At 32.7% G+C, this 16,217-nt stretch carries 10 protein-coding genes and 1 tRNA gene; 7 read left to right on the top strand and 4 right to left on the bottom strand.

Annotated features, from left to right (window positions below; all coding sequences use genetic code 11):
* Window positions 1-62: 62 nt before the first annotated feature.
* Window positions 63-1,076 carry a class 1 fructose-bisphosphatase gene (gene fbp / locus EAH69_RS06695; RefSeq protein ID WP_121934419.1) on the bottom strand — a complete coding sequence of 338 codons (1,014 nt, stop codon included), beginning with the start codon at window positions 1,074-1,076 and terminating at the stop codon, window positions 63-65.
* A gap of 183 nt (window positions 1,077-1,259) precedes the next feature.
* Here fbp and EAH69_RS06690 point away from each other — a divergent pair, with 183 nt between their 5' ends.
* On the top strand, window positions 1,260-2,501 hold the full coding sequence (locus EAH69_RS06690; protein WP_121934418.1) for an aspartate kinase: 1,242 nt from the start codon (window positions 1,260-1,262) through the stop codon (window positions 2,499-2,501).
* Window positions 2,501-4,345 (top strand): lysophospholipid acyltransferase family protein, encoded by a 1,845-nt coding sequence (locus tag EAH69_RS06685; protein WP_121934417.1) that lies wholly within the window; start codon window positions 2,501-2,503, stop codon window positions 4,343-4,345. The genes EAH69_RS06690 and EAH69_RS06685 overlap by 1 nt, the downstream gene beginning before the upstream one ends.
* Window positions 4,346-4,425: 80 nt before the next feature.
* Here EAH69_RS06685 and EAH69_RS06680 read toward each other — a convergent pair whose 3' ends face one another.
* Both EAH69_RS06680 and argH read right to left on the bottom strand, forming a co-directional pair.
* Window positions 4,426-4,650 (bottom strand): hypothetical protein, encoded by a 225-nt coding sequence (locus tag EAH69_RS06680; protein WP_121934416.1) that lies wholly within the window; start codon window positions 4,648-4,650, stop codon window positions 4,426-4,428.
* Between the two features lie 227 nt (window positions 4,651-4,877).
* Window positions 4,878-6,179 (bottom strand): argininosuccinate lyase, encoded by a 1,302-nt coding sequence (gene argH / locus EAH69_RS06675; protein ID WP_121934415.1) that lies wholly within the window; start codon window positions 6,177-6,179, stop codon window positions 4,878-4,880.
* 493 nt (window positions 6,180-6,672) lie between these two features.
* Here argH and EAH69_RS06670 point away from each other — a divergent pair, with 493 nt between their 5' ends.
* Window positions 6,673-9,435, top strand: coding sequence for a bifunctional aconitate hydratase 2/2-methylisocitrate dehydratase (locus EAH69_RS06670; RefSeq protein ID WP_121934414.1), 2,763 nt, complete (start codon window positions 6,673-6,675; stop codon window positions 9,433-9,435).
* A gap of 208 nt (window positions 9,436-9,643) precedes the next feature.
* The gene (locus tag EAH69_RS06665) at window positions 9,644-11,908 is read left to right on the top strand and encodes an aconitate hydratase (protein WP_121934413.1); all 2,265 of its coding nucleotides are present in this window, start codon (window positions 9,644-9,646) and stop codon (window positions 11,906-11,908) included.
* Window positions 11,909-12,035: 127 nt separating this feature from the next.
* On the opposite strand, the gene EAH69_RS06660 is transcribed toward EAH69_RS06665, so the two are convergent.
* Window positions 12,036-12,108: transfer RNA gene (locus EAH69_RS06660), tRNA-Phe, on the bottom strand.
* A 257-nt stretch (window positions 12,109-12,365) separates the two neighbouring features.
* On the opposite strand from EAH69_RS06660, the gene EAH69_RS06655 reads away from it, so the two are divergent.
* The 3 genes from EAH69_RS06655 (at window position 12,366) to EAH69_RS06645 (ending at window position 16,211) form a co-directional block, all read left to right on the top strand.
* Window positions 12,366-13,649, top strand: a complete 1,284-nt coding sequence (locus EAH69_RS06655) for a porin family protein (RefSeq protein ID WP_121934412.1) — start codon at window positions 12,366-12,368, stop codon at window positions 13,647-13,649.
* Between the two features lie 9 nt (window positions 13,650-13,658).
* Window positions 13,659-14,261, top strand: a complete 603-nt coding sequence (gene lptC, locus EAH69_RS06650) for an LPS export ABC transporter periplasmic protein LptC (RefSeq protein WP_121934411.1) — start codon at window positions 13,659-13,661, stop codon at window positions 14,259-14,261.
* A gap of 102 nt (window positions 14,262-14,363) precedes the next feature.
* A complete protein-coding gene (locus EAH69_RS06645; protein ID WP_121934410.1) occupies window positions 14,364-16,211 on the top strand; it encodes a SurA N-terminal domain-containing protein in 1,848 nt (615 codons plus the stop codon).
* Window positions 16,212-16,217 lie beyond the last annotated feature (6 nt).

Below are 16,217 nucleotides of genomic sequence, written 5' to 3'. Positions count from 1 at the left end.
TAAATCATAAAAAAAAGCTTCTCGATTTTTCGAGAAGCTTTTTTTATGATGAGGTTTGAAAATTATTCAGGATTATCGGCTAAAAATTCTTCAGCTTTTTCAACTAAATTTTTAGATCCACAGAAGAAAGGAACACGTTGGTGTAATTCTGTAGGTTCAATATCTAAAATTCTTTGGTGTCCGTCAGATGCTTTTCCTCCAGCTTGTTCAGCTAATAAAGCCATTGGGTTACATTCATATAATAAACGTAATTTACCTTGGGGGTTATTTGTTCCAGAAGGATAAATATAAATACCACCTTTTAACATGTTACGGTGAAAATCTGAACATAAAGAGCCAATGTAACGAGAAGTGTAAGGACGATCACCTTCATCTGCTTGACAGTACTTGATAAAGTTTTTAACTCCTTGCGGGAATTTAACGTAATTACCTTCATTTACAGAGTAAATTTTTCCGTCTTCAGGGATACGTAAGTTAGGGTGTGACAAATAAAAAGTTCCGATACCTGGGTTTAGTGTAAATCCATTAACTCCGTTTCCTGTTGTGTAAACTAACATTGTCGAAGTTCCGTAAACGACATAACCAGCAGCAACTTGTTTATTACCTGGTTGTAAAAAGTCTTCTAAAGTAACTGGTGTTCCAGGTTCTGAAACACGTCTGTAGATAGAGAAAATTGTACCAACAGATACATTAACATCAATATTTGATGAACCATCTAAAGGGTCAATTAAAACAACATATTTACTATTTACTAAATTTCTATTGTTTTTAATTTCGATAAAATCTTCATTTTCTTCAGAAGCAATTCCACAAACTACTTCACGTTGAGATAAAGTTTCAATGAAAGTTTCGTTAGCGAATACATCTAATTTTTGTTGTTTCTCGCCTTGAACATTTTCGTTACCATATTCACCAAGGATATTAACTAATCCGGCTTTGTTAACTTTGTAATTAACGATTTTTGTTGCTAATTTAATAGAACTTAATAATCTAGAAAGTTCACCGGTAGAGTAGATAAAGTCTTCTTGATTGTCGATAATGAACTCACCAAGAGTTTGATGTGAATTTTGTGCCATAGTTTTGTTTTGCTCTACAAATATCGTAAATTTTATAGTTAATTATCAATTTCAAACGATTGAAATTGTTGAAAAATATTCACTTAGTAATAAGTTAAAAAATAGTGGTAGATTTTATCAATTTAGTGATTTAAACCTCTCGATTGCTTATATTTGCAGGCTAATTATTAGAAATGTAATAAAATGAAGGTTTTCAAATTCGGTGGTGCATCAGTAAAAGATGCTGAAGGGATAAGAAATGTAGCTAATTTGCTACAGACTGTGGGGTATCAAAATACTTGTATGATTGTTTCAGCAATGGGAAAATCTACAAATGCTTTAGAAGAAGTAGTTAAACGTTATTTTGATCAGGATGATTATACTGAGACTATCAATGAAATTGAAAAACAACACATAGAGATTGCTAAGGAAGTTTTTGAAGATGCTACAGATGTTTCGAATGAAATTAGTCAATTTTTCAATGATTTAACTTCGTTTTTAAGAAGAAATAAATCGCCAAATAGAAGTTATGTTTACGATCAAGTAGTTTGTTGTGGTGAGTTAATCTCTACAAAAATTATTTCTATGTATTTAAATTCTATTGGTTTAGCTAATGAATGGTTAGATGTAAGAGATTACATTAAAACCGATAGTACTTACCGTGAAGGTAAAGTAGATTGGAAATTAACTGAAAGTAACATTGCTCAATTACCAAAAACTGGTTTTTACATTACGCAAGGTTTCTTAGGTTCAGATCCTAACTATTTTACAACAACTTTAGGTCGTGAAGGGTCTGATTATTCTGCAGCAATTTTTGCTTATTGTACTAATGCAGATAGTATGACAATATGGAAAGATGTTCCAGGAGTTTTAAATGCCGATCCACGTTATTTTAATGATACAGAGTTATTAAATCATATCTCTTACGAGGAAGCGATAGAGTTAGCTTATTATGGAGCGTCAGTAATTCACCCAAAAACATTACAACCATTACAGCAAAAAGAAATTCCATTCTTTGTAAAATCTTTTATTAATCCATTAGAGGCCGGAACAGCGGTAGAGAAAGGACAACCTTTAAATCCACAAGTTCCTTGTTTCATTCTAAAGAAAGAACAACATCTTGTGCGTTTATCTTCAAAAGATTTCTCTTTTATTACTGAAGATAAATTAAGTGGATTATTTACAAAATTGTATCAATATCAAATCAAAGTTAATTTAATGCAGAATTCTGCAATTTCGTTATCTTTATGTTTAGAGGATAAGTACAATAATTTAGAACAATTTATTCTTGATGTTGAAGAAGAATTTAAAGTACAAGTTGATGAAAATGTATTATTATATACTATTCGTCACTTTGATGCAAATTCTGACTCTGTCATCAATAAGGATAAAGAATTATTACGTCAAACAGTTCGTGAGACGTTACAAATTGTCGTTAAAAATTAATGAGTTTAGTTACTACAAATGATATTTATAATGCTACAGGTTTATCTCGATTTGGTATCGTAGGTAAGCCTGCGGCATGGTTTTTAAAAAAAGCAACACGATTAGATAAATTAAACAGAATTTACAATCGTGGGAAACATTTAGAAACCAAAGAATTTTTATCTTATTTAATAGATGATCTTAATGTGGATTACGAAATTCATGTTGAAGATTTAAAAAGAATTCCAAAATCAGGACCATTTATTTTAATCTCAAATCATCCTTTAGGAGCATTAGATGGTATCATTTTAATGCATATGATGAGTAAAATTCGTCCAGATTTTAAAGTAATGGGTAATTTTTTATTGCATAAAATTGTTCCATTACAACCAATGGTAATTCCTGTAAATCCTTTCGAATCTAGAAGAGAAGTTTATTCAAGTATCAATGGAATGCGCGAAGTTTTAAGAACTTTACAAGACAATGGATGTATTGGTATTTTTCCAGCAGGTGAGGTTTCATATCGCGATGAGCACGGAAATGTTTTAGATAGAGAGTGGCAAGAATCTGCTATCAAATTAATAAAGAAAGCTAAAGTTCCAATTATTCCTATGTTCTTTAGAGCTAAGAATAGTGAAATGTTTTACCAAATTGCTAAAATGCATCCTGATTTACAAACAGCAATGTTGCCAGGAGAAATGGTAAAGAAAAGAACTCGGCCGGTTCAGATTCGTGTAGGAAAGCCAATTTTGTTAAAGCAACAAGCTGAATTTACGGATATAAACGAATTCAAGGCTTTTCTTAGGAAGAAGACCTATATGCTTTCTTCTTATTACAATAAAAAGAAATCATTTAAAGATGTTTTAAAAAATCCATCTCAACTTCATTTACCAAAAATTTCCTCAAAAACAAAAGTAAAAGATGTTGTTCCTGAGATAGATGTAAAGTTTTTGATGGATGATTTAAACAGACTGAAACAAGACGCTTCTTCTTTACTTTTTACAAATAATAATTACGAATGTTATTTTGCTAAGGCAGAAAATATTCCAAATGTTATGCGAGAAATTGGTCGTTTAAGAGAAATCACATTTAGACAAGTAGGAGAAGGAACGAATCTTGAGATTGATTTAGATAAATACGATAATCATTATCATCATTTATTTCTTTGGGATAAAGAAGCTAACAAAATAGTTGGTGCATATCGTATGGCTTTAGGTGCTGAAGTCTACGAGAAATATGGTGTTAGAGGGTTCTATATTAATGAATTATTTAATTTTGATCCTGAAATTCATCCATTATTTAAAGAATGTATCGAAATGGGTCGTGCTTTTGTTTCTTCAGAATATCAGCAAAAACCAATGCCATTATTCTTGTTGTGGCGCGGAATTGTACATGTAACGCTAAGAAATCCGAATCAGAAATTTATAATAGGAGGTGTAAGTATTAGTGATCAATTCTCTGATTTTTCAAAATCTTTGATGATTGAGTTTATGAAATCTAATTACTATGATTCAACAGTGGCACAGTTTGTTCGCCCTAAAAAAGAATTTAAAGTAAAATTAGCTGAAGAAGATAAACAATTCATTTTCGACGAAACTGAAGCGGATTTAAATAAGTTTGATAAATTGATTGACGAATTAGAACCAAACATGCTTCGTTTACCTGTTTTAATTAAGAAATATGTAAAACAAAATGCGAAAGTAATTGCTTTTAATGTAGATCCAAACTTTAATGATGCAATAGACGGATTAATGTATATCCGAGTTTCAGATATTCCAGATTCTACAGTACAACCTGTTTTAGATGATATTCAAGCTGAATTGGATCGTAAAATTCAATCAGGTAAGTTTGATGAGAATCACTAAATAAAGAATTTCAAATTATTCACATAAAAAAAGGCGCCTAACCTAGTTAGACGCCTTTTGTATTTTAAGCTTCGCTAAAATTATTGAGCTGGAGCTTCTTCAACAACTGCTGCTGCTGAATCAACAACTGCTGCTGCAGAGTCAACAACTACTGCTGCTGAATCAACAACTACTGCTGCTGAATCAACTACTGCTGCTGCTGAATCAACTACTGCTTCAGTTTCAACTGTTTCAGTTTTCTCTCCACAAGATACTGCTCCTAATGATAAAGTTGCAACTGCAACTAATGCGAAAAATTTTTTCATTTTTTTAAATTTAATCGATTAAACGTTTTGTTAACTTGACAAACCAAAATTAGAGTGAAATCAGAATTAATTATAGTATTGATGTTGTAATAGTTTTGTAAATTCATTTTTATTTTACAAAACACATTAAATCAATTATTTAAGTTTTATTTTATTCTGAAATTATAAAATAAAAAACAGCTTAAAAGAATGTTTTAAGCTGTTGTTGTGTTCGTTATATGATGATATTATTTGCAAATACTTGAATCTAATTTGAAATTTTCGATTTTATTTTGAATTAAATCTAATCTTAAATTATGAATACTACCTACATGAGAAGTTTTAAATTCTTTATGTGGATTGTAAGTACCGTTTTCTACAGATAAACCAACTTCTCGGTAAGCATCGCGGAAAGGTGTTCCGTTCTTAATTGCATCGTTAATATTTTCTACCGTATAAATTGGGTCATATTTATCTTGTTCCATGTATCCATCTTTTATCTCTAACTGAGGAATAGCAAAAGTCAAAATATCTAAAATATTTTCAAATTGTAGCATTGGTTCAAATAATATCTCTTTTAAGATTTGATAATCTCTGTGATAACCACTCGGAAGATTATTAATAGTTAACATTATATCATTTGGTATTGCTTGGATTCTGTTACAATGCGCACGAGTCAACTCAAAAACATCAGGGTTCTTTTTATGAGGCATAATTGAAGAACCAGTTGTCATTTCATTTGGTAACTTAACAAAAGCTAAATCTTGCGAGTTGTATAAAACTAAATCGTAAGACATTTTAGATAATGTTCCGCAAATCATTGCTAATGCAGTTGCAACAGATTTTTCTGTTTTACCACGTAACATTTGAGCGCCAACAGAAGAAACTAAGATTTCTGAAAATCCCATTTCTTGTGTTGTTTGCAAACGATCGATAGGGAATGATGTTCCGAATCCAGCCCCAGATCCTAATGGATTTTGATCTGCAATTTTATAAGAAGCTTCAAAAAAGTATAAATCCGTTAATAAACTTTCCGCGTAAGCAGAAAACCACATTCCAAAACTACTTGGCATAGCTGCTTGGAAATGCGTATAACCTGGTAAAAGTGCATTTTTATACTGATCTGCTTTTTGTAAAAGAATATCGATTAACGTTAAAATCTTTTTGTTGATATCTTTTAAATATTCTTTTTCGAATAATTGAATAGCAACTAAAACTTGATCGTTACGAGAACGAGCAACGTGAATCTTTTTACCAGCATCGCCAGTTTTTTCAATTAAATAAGCTTCAATTTTTGAATGGATATCTTCAAAGTTATCATCAATATCAAAATTGTTTTGCTCAATTAAAAGTAATATTTCGTCTAATGCAGTTTGTAATGCATCATTCTCTTGGTTTGTAATTAAACCAACTTTAGCTAACATATTTGCTTGTGCTTTAGAAGCAATTGCATCATGTTGAGCTAAATAACTGTCTAGAATTCTATCTTTTCCGACAGTGAATTTTTCGATTTTATCATTAATGGTAAAACCTTTGTCCCAAAGTTTCATATGCTTAATAATAATTAAGGGCGCAAATTTATAAAATTAAATGTATAAAATTACACGAATGTTGAATATATATTTAATTTAACTTATAATTATACGTAATTATGTATATTATAAAAAAATCGTATAATTGCACGGATTTTATTATATTAAGACAAAGTGTATTGAAGTATTTTAATGCCGTTAAGTCTTATTGGAATAACCTAACTTAACAAAAAATAGGCCTAAAAATTATCAAGTAGATATTTAAAATGGTTTTATTTTTTCGAGATAGATTTTTTTGCCCTAAATTATTAGGAATGTGAAATTTAATCATTTTTTGTAATTGTTCTAAATTGTTAGAGTATAATTAAAAATGATTGAAGTTCTATGAAAAATTATCAATAGAACTGTATTTTTGTAAGAAATATATATAATTAATTATTACTGGTTGGGATGGAAAATGCATTAAATTGCCTTGGATGTTACAGCCTTTAATTTTCAAAAAATAACAATTATGAGCCTTTATAAGGAGTATATTAACGAAATTGAAGAAAGAAAAGGTCAAGGATTACACCCAAAACCTATTGATGGTGCTGAATTATTAAGCGAAATTATCGCTCAAATCAAAGATTTAGGAAATGAATACCGTGAGGATTCTGTAAAATTCTTTATCTACAACACTTTACCAGGAACAACTTCTGCTGCTGGTGTTAAAGCAAAATTTTTAAAAGAAATCATTTTAGGTCAAGAAGTAGTTGCTGAAATTACTCCTGCTTTCGCATTTGAGTTATTATCTCACATGAAAGGTGGACCATCTATTGAAGTTTTATTAGACATCGCTTTAGGTGAAAACGCAGAATTAGCTCAAAAAGCGGCTAAAGTTTTAAAAACTCAAGTTTTCTTATACGAAGCAGATACTGCTCGTTTAGCTGATGCTTACAATTCTGGAAACGCAATTGCAAAAGATATTTTAGAAAGTTACGCTAAAGCTGAATTCTTTACAGAATTACCAGAAGTTGCTGAAGAAATTAAAGTTGTTACTTATATCGCTGCTGAAGGTGATATTTCTACAGATTTATTATCTCCAGGTAACCAAGCACACTCTCGTTCTGACCGTGAATTACACGGACAATGTATGATGACTCCTGCTCAACAACAAGAAATCGAAGCTTTAAAAGCTGCTCATCCAGATGCATCAGTTATGTTAATTGCTGAAAAAGGTACAATGGGTGTTGGATCTTCTCGTATGTCAGGTGTTAATAACGTGGCTTTATGGACTGGTAAACAAGCATCTCCATACGTTCCTTTCGTTAACATTGCTCCAATTGTAGCAGGTACTAACGGTATTTCTCCAATTTTCTTAACTACTGTTGATGTAACAGGAGGTATCGGTATCGATTTACAAAACTGGGTTAAGAAAACAGACGAAAACGGAAACGTAGTTCGTAACGAAGCTGGTGATATTGTTTTAGAAGAAGCTTACTCTGTTGCAACAGGTACAGTTTTAACTATTAACACTAAAACTAAAAAATTATACAACGGTGACGTTGAATTAAAAGATATCTCTAAATCTTTCACACCACAAAAATTAGAGTTTATCAAAGCTGGTGGTTCTTATGCTATCGTATTTGGTAAAAAAATTCAAACTTTCGCAGCTCAAACTTTAGGTGTTGAAGCTCCTGTAGTTTTCGCTCCTGCTAAAGAAGTTTCTGTAGAAGGACAAGGATTAACTGCAGTTGAAAAAATCTTCAACAACAATGCTGTAGGTGTTGCAGAAGGAACAGTTTTACACGCAGGATCTGATGTACGTGTTAAAGTTAACATCGTAGGATCTCAAGATACAACAGGTTTAATGACAGCTCAAGAATTAGAGGCAATGGCTGCTACAGTTATTTCTCCAGTTGTTGATGGTGCATACCAATCAGGATGTCACACAGCGTCTGTATGGGATAAAAAAGCGCAAGCAAACATTCCTAAATTAATGAAATTTATGAACGACTTCGGGGTAATTACAGCTCGTGATCCTAAAGGAGTTTATCACTCAATGACAGACGTTATCCATAAAGTATTAAATGATATCACTATTGACGAGTGGGCTATCATTATCGGTGGTGACTCTCACACTCGTATGTCTAAAGGTGTTGCTTTCGGTGCTGACTCTGGTACTGTTGCTTTAGCTTTAGCTACTGGTGAAGCTTCTATGCCAATTCCAGAATCTGTTAAAGTTACCTTCAAAGGAGCGATGAAAGAACACATGGATTTCCGTGATGTTGTACACGCGACTCAACAACAAATGTTAAAGCAATTTGACGGAGAAAACGTATTCCAAGGTCGTATCATCGAGGTTCATATCGGAACTTTATTAGCTGACCAAGCGTTTACTTTCACTGACTGGACTGCTGAGATGAAAGCGAAAGCTTCTATCTGTATTTCTCAAGACGAGACTTTAATCCAATCTTTAGAAATTGCTAAATCTCGTATCCAAATCATGATTGATAAAGGAATGGAGAACAAAAACAACGTGTTACACGGATTAATCGAGAAAGCTAACACTCGTATCGAAGAAATTCGTTCAGGTGCTAAGCCAGCTTTACAACCAGATGCTAACGCGAAATACTATGCTGAGGTTGTTATCGATTTAGATATCATCGACGAGCCAATGATTGCAGATCCAGATGTAAACAATGTAGATGTTTCTAAGCGTTATACTCATGATGTAATCCGTGAATTATCTTACTACGGTAACGATAAAACTGTAGATTTAGGATTCGTAGGATCTTGTATGGTTCACAAAGACGATTTAAAAATTGTTTCTCAAATGTTACGTAACGTTGAAGCTCAACAAGGTGAAGTTAAATTCAACGCACCATTAGTAGTTGCTGCTCCAACTTACAATATCATCGACGAATTAAAAGCAGAAGGTGATTGGGAAATGTTACAAAAATATTCAGGTTTCGAATTTAGCGACTTATTACCTAAATCTGAAGCTCGTACACAATATGAAAACATTATGTACTTAGAGCGTCCTGGATGTAACTTATGTATGGGTAACCAAGAAAAAGCTGAAAAAGGTGATACTGTATTAGCTACTTCTACTCGTTTATTCCAAGGTCGTGTAGTAGAGGATAGAGATGGTAAAAAAGGTGAATCTTTATTAGCATCTACTCCAGTTGTAGTTTTATCTGCAATTTTAGGACGTATTCCTTCTATCGAAGAGTACAAAGCTGCAGTAGCTGGAATTAATTTAACTAAGTTTACTCCAATTTCTACAAAATAATTAGTTGTAAATAAATACAATTAAATAATATCAAAAGAGGCTAACTGTTATGGTTAGCCTCTTTTTTTTTTGTTATAATCTTATTGAAAAGAGGTTCAAATGTTTTTAAATTGAATGATTTAACAAATTTTAAGGCTCTGTTAATGAAAATATTCTGTAAATTGTTGTGAATTTATTTAAACTATAAAAGAAATCTAAAATAAACATTATGGCTTTTGATATCGATATGATTAAAGGAGTTTACGCGCGTATGCAAGAACGTGTAGATGCGGCGAAAACTATCGTAGGGCGTCCTTTAACTTACTCAGAGAAAATTTTATATGCACACTTATTTAGTGGACAACCAACTGAAGCATATGTAAGGGGTGAGTCTTATGTAGACTTTGCTCCTGATCGTGTTGCAATGCAAGATGCAACAGCACAGATGGCATTGTTACAATTTATGCAAGCAGGTAAAACAAAAACTGCTGTTCCGTCTACAGTTCACTGTGATCACTTAATTCAAGCGAAAGTCGGAGCTAAGACGGATTTAAAAGAAGCAATCAAAAAATCATCAGAAGTATTTAACTTTTTAGAATCAGTTTCTAACAAATATGGAATCGGATTCTGGAAACCAGGAGCAGGTATTATTCATCAAGTAGTTTTAGAGAATTACGCATTTCCTGGTGGAATGATGATTGGAACCGATTCTCATACTCCAAACGCTGGTGGATTAGGAATGGTTGCTATTGGTGTTGGTGGTGCTGATGCTGTAGATGTAATGGCTGGAATGGCTTGGGAGTTAAAAATGCCAAAATTAATTGGTGTTAAATTAACAGGTAAATTATCTGGTTGGGCTTCTCCAAAAGATGTAATCTTAGAAGTTGCTGGTTTATTAACTGTAAAAGGTGGTACTGGTGCTATTGTAGAATATTTTGGGGAGGGTGCTGAATCTTTATCTGCAACAGGTAAAGGAACGATTTGTAACATGGGTGCCGAAATTGGTGCGACAACTTCTATTTTTGCTTATGATGATGCTTCTGAGAGATATTTAAGAGCTACTGATCGTAATGATGTTGCTGATGCAGCTAATGCAATGAAGGCTTATTTACGTTCGGATGACGAAGTGTATGCTAATCCAGCAAATTTCTATGATCAATTAATTGAAATTAATTTATCTGAACTTGAACCTCGTTTAAATGGTCCATTTACACCAGATTTAATGACGCCAGTTTCTAAAATGAAGGAAACTGCTGCAGCAAATGGATGGCCATTAGATGTAGAGTGGGGTTTAATCGGTTCTTGTACCAACTCATCTTACGAAGATTTATCGCGTGCGGCTTCAATTGCTCAACAAGCGATAGAAAAAGGGTTAGGAACAAAAGCTTCTTTTGGTATTAATCCAGGTTCAGAAGTGGTTCGTTATACAGCTGCTCGTGATGGGTTTATCAAGACTTTCGAAGATCTTAATGCTGTAATCTTTACAAATGCTTGTGGACCTTGTATTGGTCAATGGGATCGTGAAGGTGCTGATAAAGAAGAAAAAAATACGATAGTTCACTCATTCAACCGTAATTTTAAAAAACGTGCCGATGGTAATCCAAATACATATGCTTTTGTAACTTCTCCAGAAATGGTAGCTGCAATTGCAATTGCGGGACGTTTAGACTTTAATCCAATGACAGATAAGTTGGTAAATAAAGACGGGGAAGAAGTGATGTTAGATGCGCCTGTTGGTGACGAATTGCCAACTAAAGGATATGCTTATGAAGATAATGGATACCAAGCGGCGGTTGAAGATGGTTCTTCTGTGGAAGTTGTTGTAGCTCCAGGATCTGAGCGTTTACAGTTATTGGAAGGTTTTAAACCATGGAATGGTGAAAATATTACAGGAGCTAAATTATTAATCAAAGCTTTCGGGAAATGTACAACCGATCATATTTCTATGGCTGGTCCTTGGTTGCGTTTTCGTGGGCATTTAGATAATATTGCTAATAATACTTTAATTGGGGCTGTAAATGCATTCAATCAAGATGTGAATTCAGTTAAAAATCAATTAACTGGAGAATATGGGCCAGTTCCTGCAACTGCTCGTGCTTATAAAGCTGCGGGTGTTCCTTCAGTGATTGTTGGAGATGAAAACTATGGAGAAGGGTCTTCTCGTGAGCATGCAGCGATGCAACCACGTCATTTAGGTTCTGTAGCTGTTTTAGTTCGTTCGTTTGCTCGTATTCATGAAACTAATTTGAAAAAGCAAGGAATGTTAGCTTTAACTTTTGCTGATAAATCAGATTACGATAAAATACAGGAAGATGATACTATTAACTTTTTAGATTTAGTTGATTTTGCTCCAGGGAAGCCATTAACTTTAGAATTTGTTCATGCGGATGGTACTTCTGATACAATTTTAGCAAATCATACATATAATGAAGCGCAAATCGAATGGTTTAAAGCAGGTTCTGCATTAAATTTAATTAAAGCACAAAATGCTTAGTTAATTTTTGATTTGAATTAAAATATAAAACCGGTGCATTCTTGTATCGGTTTTTTTGTGATGAATTGTTAAAATCGAAAGTTTATAACAAAAAAAACCTCAATCATTTGATTGAGGTTTTAAGCAGTGGTGCCTCCAGGAATCGAACCAGGGACACAAGGATTTTCAGTCCTTTGCTCTACCAACTGAGCTAAGGCACCGCCTTAATTGTGATGCAAATATAGAGCGAAAATTTTATCCTCCAAATCTTTTTACAACTTTTTTTTAGGTGTTTTTGTTAAGTGATTGAAATTGTGAAAAATAAAATTTAAAATTTTTTAAAAAAAATGTTTCAGACCTCTGTTTTTCGGATGAAAATAATTTTAATAGAGTTTTAACGATTCATTTTTGCCAACTTATTTTTCATTTTAATAACAAATCATCATATTTGTGCCTTAGAATTCTATTATAAGTTCATATGAAATGGATTATTTGTAGTCTTGCTCTTGTAGGAGCAACGACAATACAAGCACAAACAGTATCTGTATCCCCATATTCTTCTATAGGTATTGGCGAGCAATTATTTAATAATAGTGCGGAACAAGGTGCTATGGGTGGAATCTCTACTGTACCAACCAACCCTTACGGGCAAAATGCTAATTTTTCGAATCCGGCTGCTAATCAAAGTATCCGAATGACTAACTTTAACGCAAGTGTTAGAGCTCAAAATAGTTCATTCAAAACTGGAGAAGATAAACAAGAAGCTGGTAGTTTTAAACTATCTAATGTTTCATTGTCATTTCCTGTAAGTAAAAAAAGTAGTTTAGGAGTAGGTTTCCAACCTTTTACAGGTTTAGGTTATAATATTAATAACTCTACCGAAAACGGAGATTTAAAACAATTTTCTACTATGACTGGTAGTGGAGGTATTAACTCTTTACATGCTTTTTACAATCACAATATCTCAAACGGATTATCTGTTGGTTTAAGAGCTAATTATTTATTCGGTGAGTTATTAACGAATGAAAAAGTTACTTTAGAAGGTGCTAGTTTATTAACTGACTACGACACAAAAGCAAATTATAGAGGGTTACAATTAACTTTAGGTACAATGTATCAGAAGAGAATTGGGAAAACTAATAATTTATATGTAGGTGCTTATTATACTTTAGGAACTAATCTTAATACAGACTTAAGAGAGTTAGTTTCTACGTACACTTACATGGGGTCAACTCAAGCGTCAAAGGACACAATTTCATTAAAGAGAAATTCATCTTTAGACACTAAATTACCACACACATTTGCAATTGGTACATCGTATACGAAAGATAACGCATGGTCTATCGCAGTAGAAGGGAAATTTAACACTTGGTCAGATTTTAGTAAACCAACTTTAAGTGCTCCATCAACAGTTGCAAGTAATACAGAGTATAAAAACAATGTACATGTAGCAGTTGGAGGTTACTGGATTCCAGATTTTAACAGTTATAAAAGTTACTTTAATCGTGTGATTTATCGTGCTGGTGCTTACTACGAATCTGCGCCTTATTCAATCTACGGACATGATATCGATAAATATGGTGTTACTTTAGGTGCCGGATTACCAATTGGTAAAACAAATGATGGATCTATGGTAAACATATCTTTAGAATACGGAAAAAGAGGAACAGCAAATCATGGTTTAATCCAAGATGATTACTTTGGTATGAGATTAGGATTTGACTTAAACGATATTTGGTTTAGAAAACGTGTAATTGATTAATCATAATCAATGATAAAAAATACAATGATTAAAAGTGCAAAAAAGAGTTTGTGGAATACTGGAAAGAAATTTTTAGTACTTCTTCCGCTAATTTTTGCACTTTTTTCTTGTGACAGACAGGCTCCAGCTATAACAAAAGGTAAAAAAACTAACTTTCCAAATAGAAGTCTTATTGATGCAAATATCATCTTTAAAGATTCAGGGAAAGTTACAATGAATTTGCGTTCACCTTTAATCGAAGAATATAGTTTAATTGATTCTCCTTATACTATTTTTAAGAAAGGGTTAGAATTAGATTTCTTTGAGAAAGGAAAAGAAAAACCAGGATTTTTTAAAGCAGATTGGGGAAGGTTAAGCGATAAAACAGGAATTTACGAAGGCCGTGGTAATGTAATTATTATTACAGATGAAGGCGATTCAGTAAAATCAGAACAATTATTTTGGGATAAAAACAGAAAATTGATTTATTCCACAAAACAAGTCGAACTAATAGGTAAAGACGGGAGCAGAGTTACGGCTAAAAATGGAATTGAAGCATCGGATGATTTAGAAACATATACTCTTTTCAATAACGAAGGATATATCTTAATGGGTGAGGATCAGAAATTTTAAAAAAAAATTACAACATACCTCATTCTTCTACTTTCTTCTATTTTATTATTCAATGTATTGTCGTATTTTCGCCCCTATTATCGTATATAAATTAACATAAGAATGGCAGTTTTAGGAGAAATTCGTAAAAAAACCTGGTTAATTTTTGTGGTAATCGGAATAGCAATGCTTGCTTTCGTAGCGGGTGATTTATTCGGAGAAAACTCAAAAATTAAACAGTTATTCACAGGAGATCCTAATCAAATAGGAAGTATCAATGGTGAAAGTATTGGTATTAATGAATATTATTCTGCTCAAGAATCTGTACAAAACATGTTACAGCAACAAGGGCAAAATGTTTCAGGTAATCAATTAGCTCAGCAAACTTGGTCAAGTTTAGTGAGCCAAAAAGTATTAAAGCAACATGCAGAGAAATTAGGTTTAAAAGTATCTGATGATGAGTTTTGGAATTATGTAGCACAAAATTTCGGAATGAAATCTCCAGCAGAAGCACAACAGCAAATTGCTCAATTAGAGCAGGCAGCAGCTTCTGATCCTAACATGATGCAGAATTACAAAGGTTGGTTACAAACTTCTGAACAGATTAAATTAGAAATTTTATCTCGTAAATATTTAAGCTATGTAATGGCTGGTACAGCAGTTACAGGTAAAGAAGCAGATTTACAACAAACATACGGTGGTTCTAATGCAACTATTGATTATGCGTTTGTAGATTACAAATCATTAGCTAAAAAGTTAAACGTTACAATTTCTGATGATGATATCAATGCATACACATCAAAATTCCCAAAACGTTTCGAAGCGAACGGATTAGTTAAAGTTGCATATACTTATTTTCCAGCAAAAGCATCTGCACAAGATGATGTTGTAGCTTTAGGTAATATTAAAAAGTATTTAGCACAACAAATTAGACATGATGAGGTAAACAATGTTACTGATACAATCGAAGCATTTGGATCTACTAAAAATGATTCAATTTTTGTTTCTTTAAATTCAGATCAGCCGTTTATTTCTAACTATTTCTCAAGAGAAGATTTAGCGAAAGCGAACTTAACTCCAGAAATTTTAGAATTCTTTAAAACTGCGCAAGTTGGTCAAGTTGGTGGACCTTACAAAGTAGGAGATACTTACCAAATCTATAAAATCTCTAAATCTAAAGAGGTTAAAGATTCAGTAAATTCTAATACTGTTTACCAAATTGCGAACTTAGTAAAACGTATCGAACCATCTAAAGCGACAACTGATGCAGCATTTAAAAATGCTCGTACTTTCGCTCAGAATGTAGAAAATAAAACATTAAACGATTTTACAGCTGTAGCTAAAAAATCAAACTTTGTATCTGGAACTTCAGAATCAATTGAGCGTTTTGCTCCATTTGTTGCACAAGAATTACCAGCTGACCAAACAGATAAAATTTTGTCTTGGGCGTTTGATAAGAAAACTGCACAAGGTGCTACAAACTTATTTACTTCAGAAAATGGAGATTATATTGTAGTTCACTTAGTAAATCGTTTTGATAAAGGATTAGCTGCTCCATCGGTAGTTAGAGAGTTTGTTGAACCAATTTTATTACAAGAGAGAATCTCTAAATTAGTTGACGAAAAAATTGGTACAGGTGGTATTGATGCTTTCATTAAACAATTTGGAGGTGCAAAAGCTACTACAGCTGTTAACTTTGGAAACTCTAACATCCAAGGTGTAGGTTTAGAGCCTCGTGTAGTAGGAGCTGCTTTTGGTGTTAAACCAAATACATCTTCTAAAGCGATTGCAGGTAATGCAGGTGTATTCTACATTACTCCAAAATCTCAAAATGTTCCAACAGGACAAAAAGGAAACATGTTATTAGAAAACTTAAACCGTCAATTAAAAGGTCAAGTTTCTCAAACATTATTACCTTCATTAATCCAAGCGGCAGATATCAAAGATAACCGCGACAGAATCATTAAATAAATGCTA

It is taken from the genome of Faecalibacter macacae (assembly GCF_003687725.1).
GTDB classification, from domain to species: Bacteria; Bacteroidota; Bacteroidia; order Flavobacteriales; family Weeksellaceae; genus Empedobacter; species Empedobacter macacae.
This window is presented reverse-complemented; position numbering and strand designations above follow the sequence as displayed.

Coding starts and splice junctions, on each gene's coding strand:
- EAH69_RS06655 (WP_121934412.1), top strand. CDS start 12,366: ATGAAATGGATTATTTGTAGTCTTGCTCTTGTAGGAGCAACGACAATA.
- EAH69_RS06685 (WP_121934417.1), top strand. CDS start 2,501: ATGAGTTTAGTTACTACAAATGATATTTATAATGCTACAGGTTTATCT.
- lptC (WP_121934411.1), top strand. CDS start 13,659: ATGATAAAAAATACAATGATTAAAAGTGCAAAAAAGAGTTTGTGGAAT.
- argH (WP_121934415.1), bottom strand. CDS start 6,179: ATGAAACTTTGGGACAAAGGTTTTACCATTAATGATAAAATCGAAAAA.
- EAH69_RS06665 (WP_121934413.1), top strand. CDS start 9,644: ATGGCTTTTGATATCGATATGATTAAAGGAGTTTACGCGCGTATGCAA.
- EAH69_RS06690 (WP_121934418.1), top strand. CDS start 1,260: ATGAAGGTTTTCAAATTCGGTGGTGCATCAGTAAAAGATGCTGAAGGG.
- fbp (WP_121934419.1), bottom strand. CDS start 1,076: ATGGCACAAAATTCACATCAAACTCTTGGTGAGTTCATTATCGACAAT.
- EAH69_RS06645 (WP_121934410.1), top strand. CDS start 14,364: ATGGCAGTTTTAGGAGAAATTCGTAAAAAAACCTGGTTAATTTTTGTG.
- EAH69_RS06670 (WP_121934414.1), top strand. CDS start 6,673: ATGAGCCTTTATAAGGAGTATATTAACGAAATTGAAGAAAGAAAAGGT.
- EAH69_RS06680 (WP_121934416.1), bottom strand. CDS start 4,650: ATGAAAAAATTTTTCGCATTAGTTGCAGTTGCAACTTTATCATTAGGA.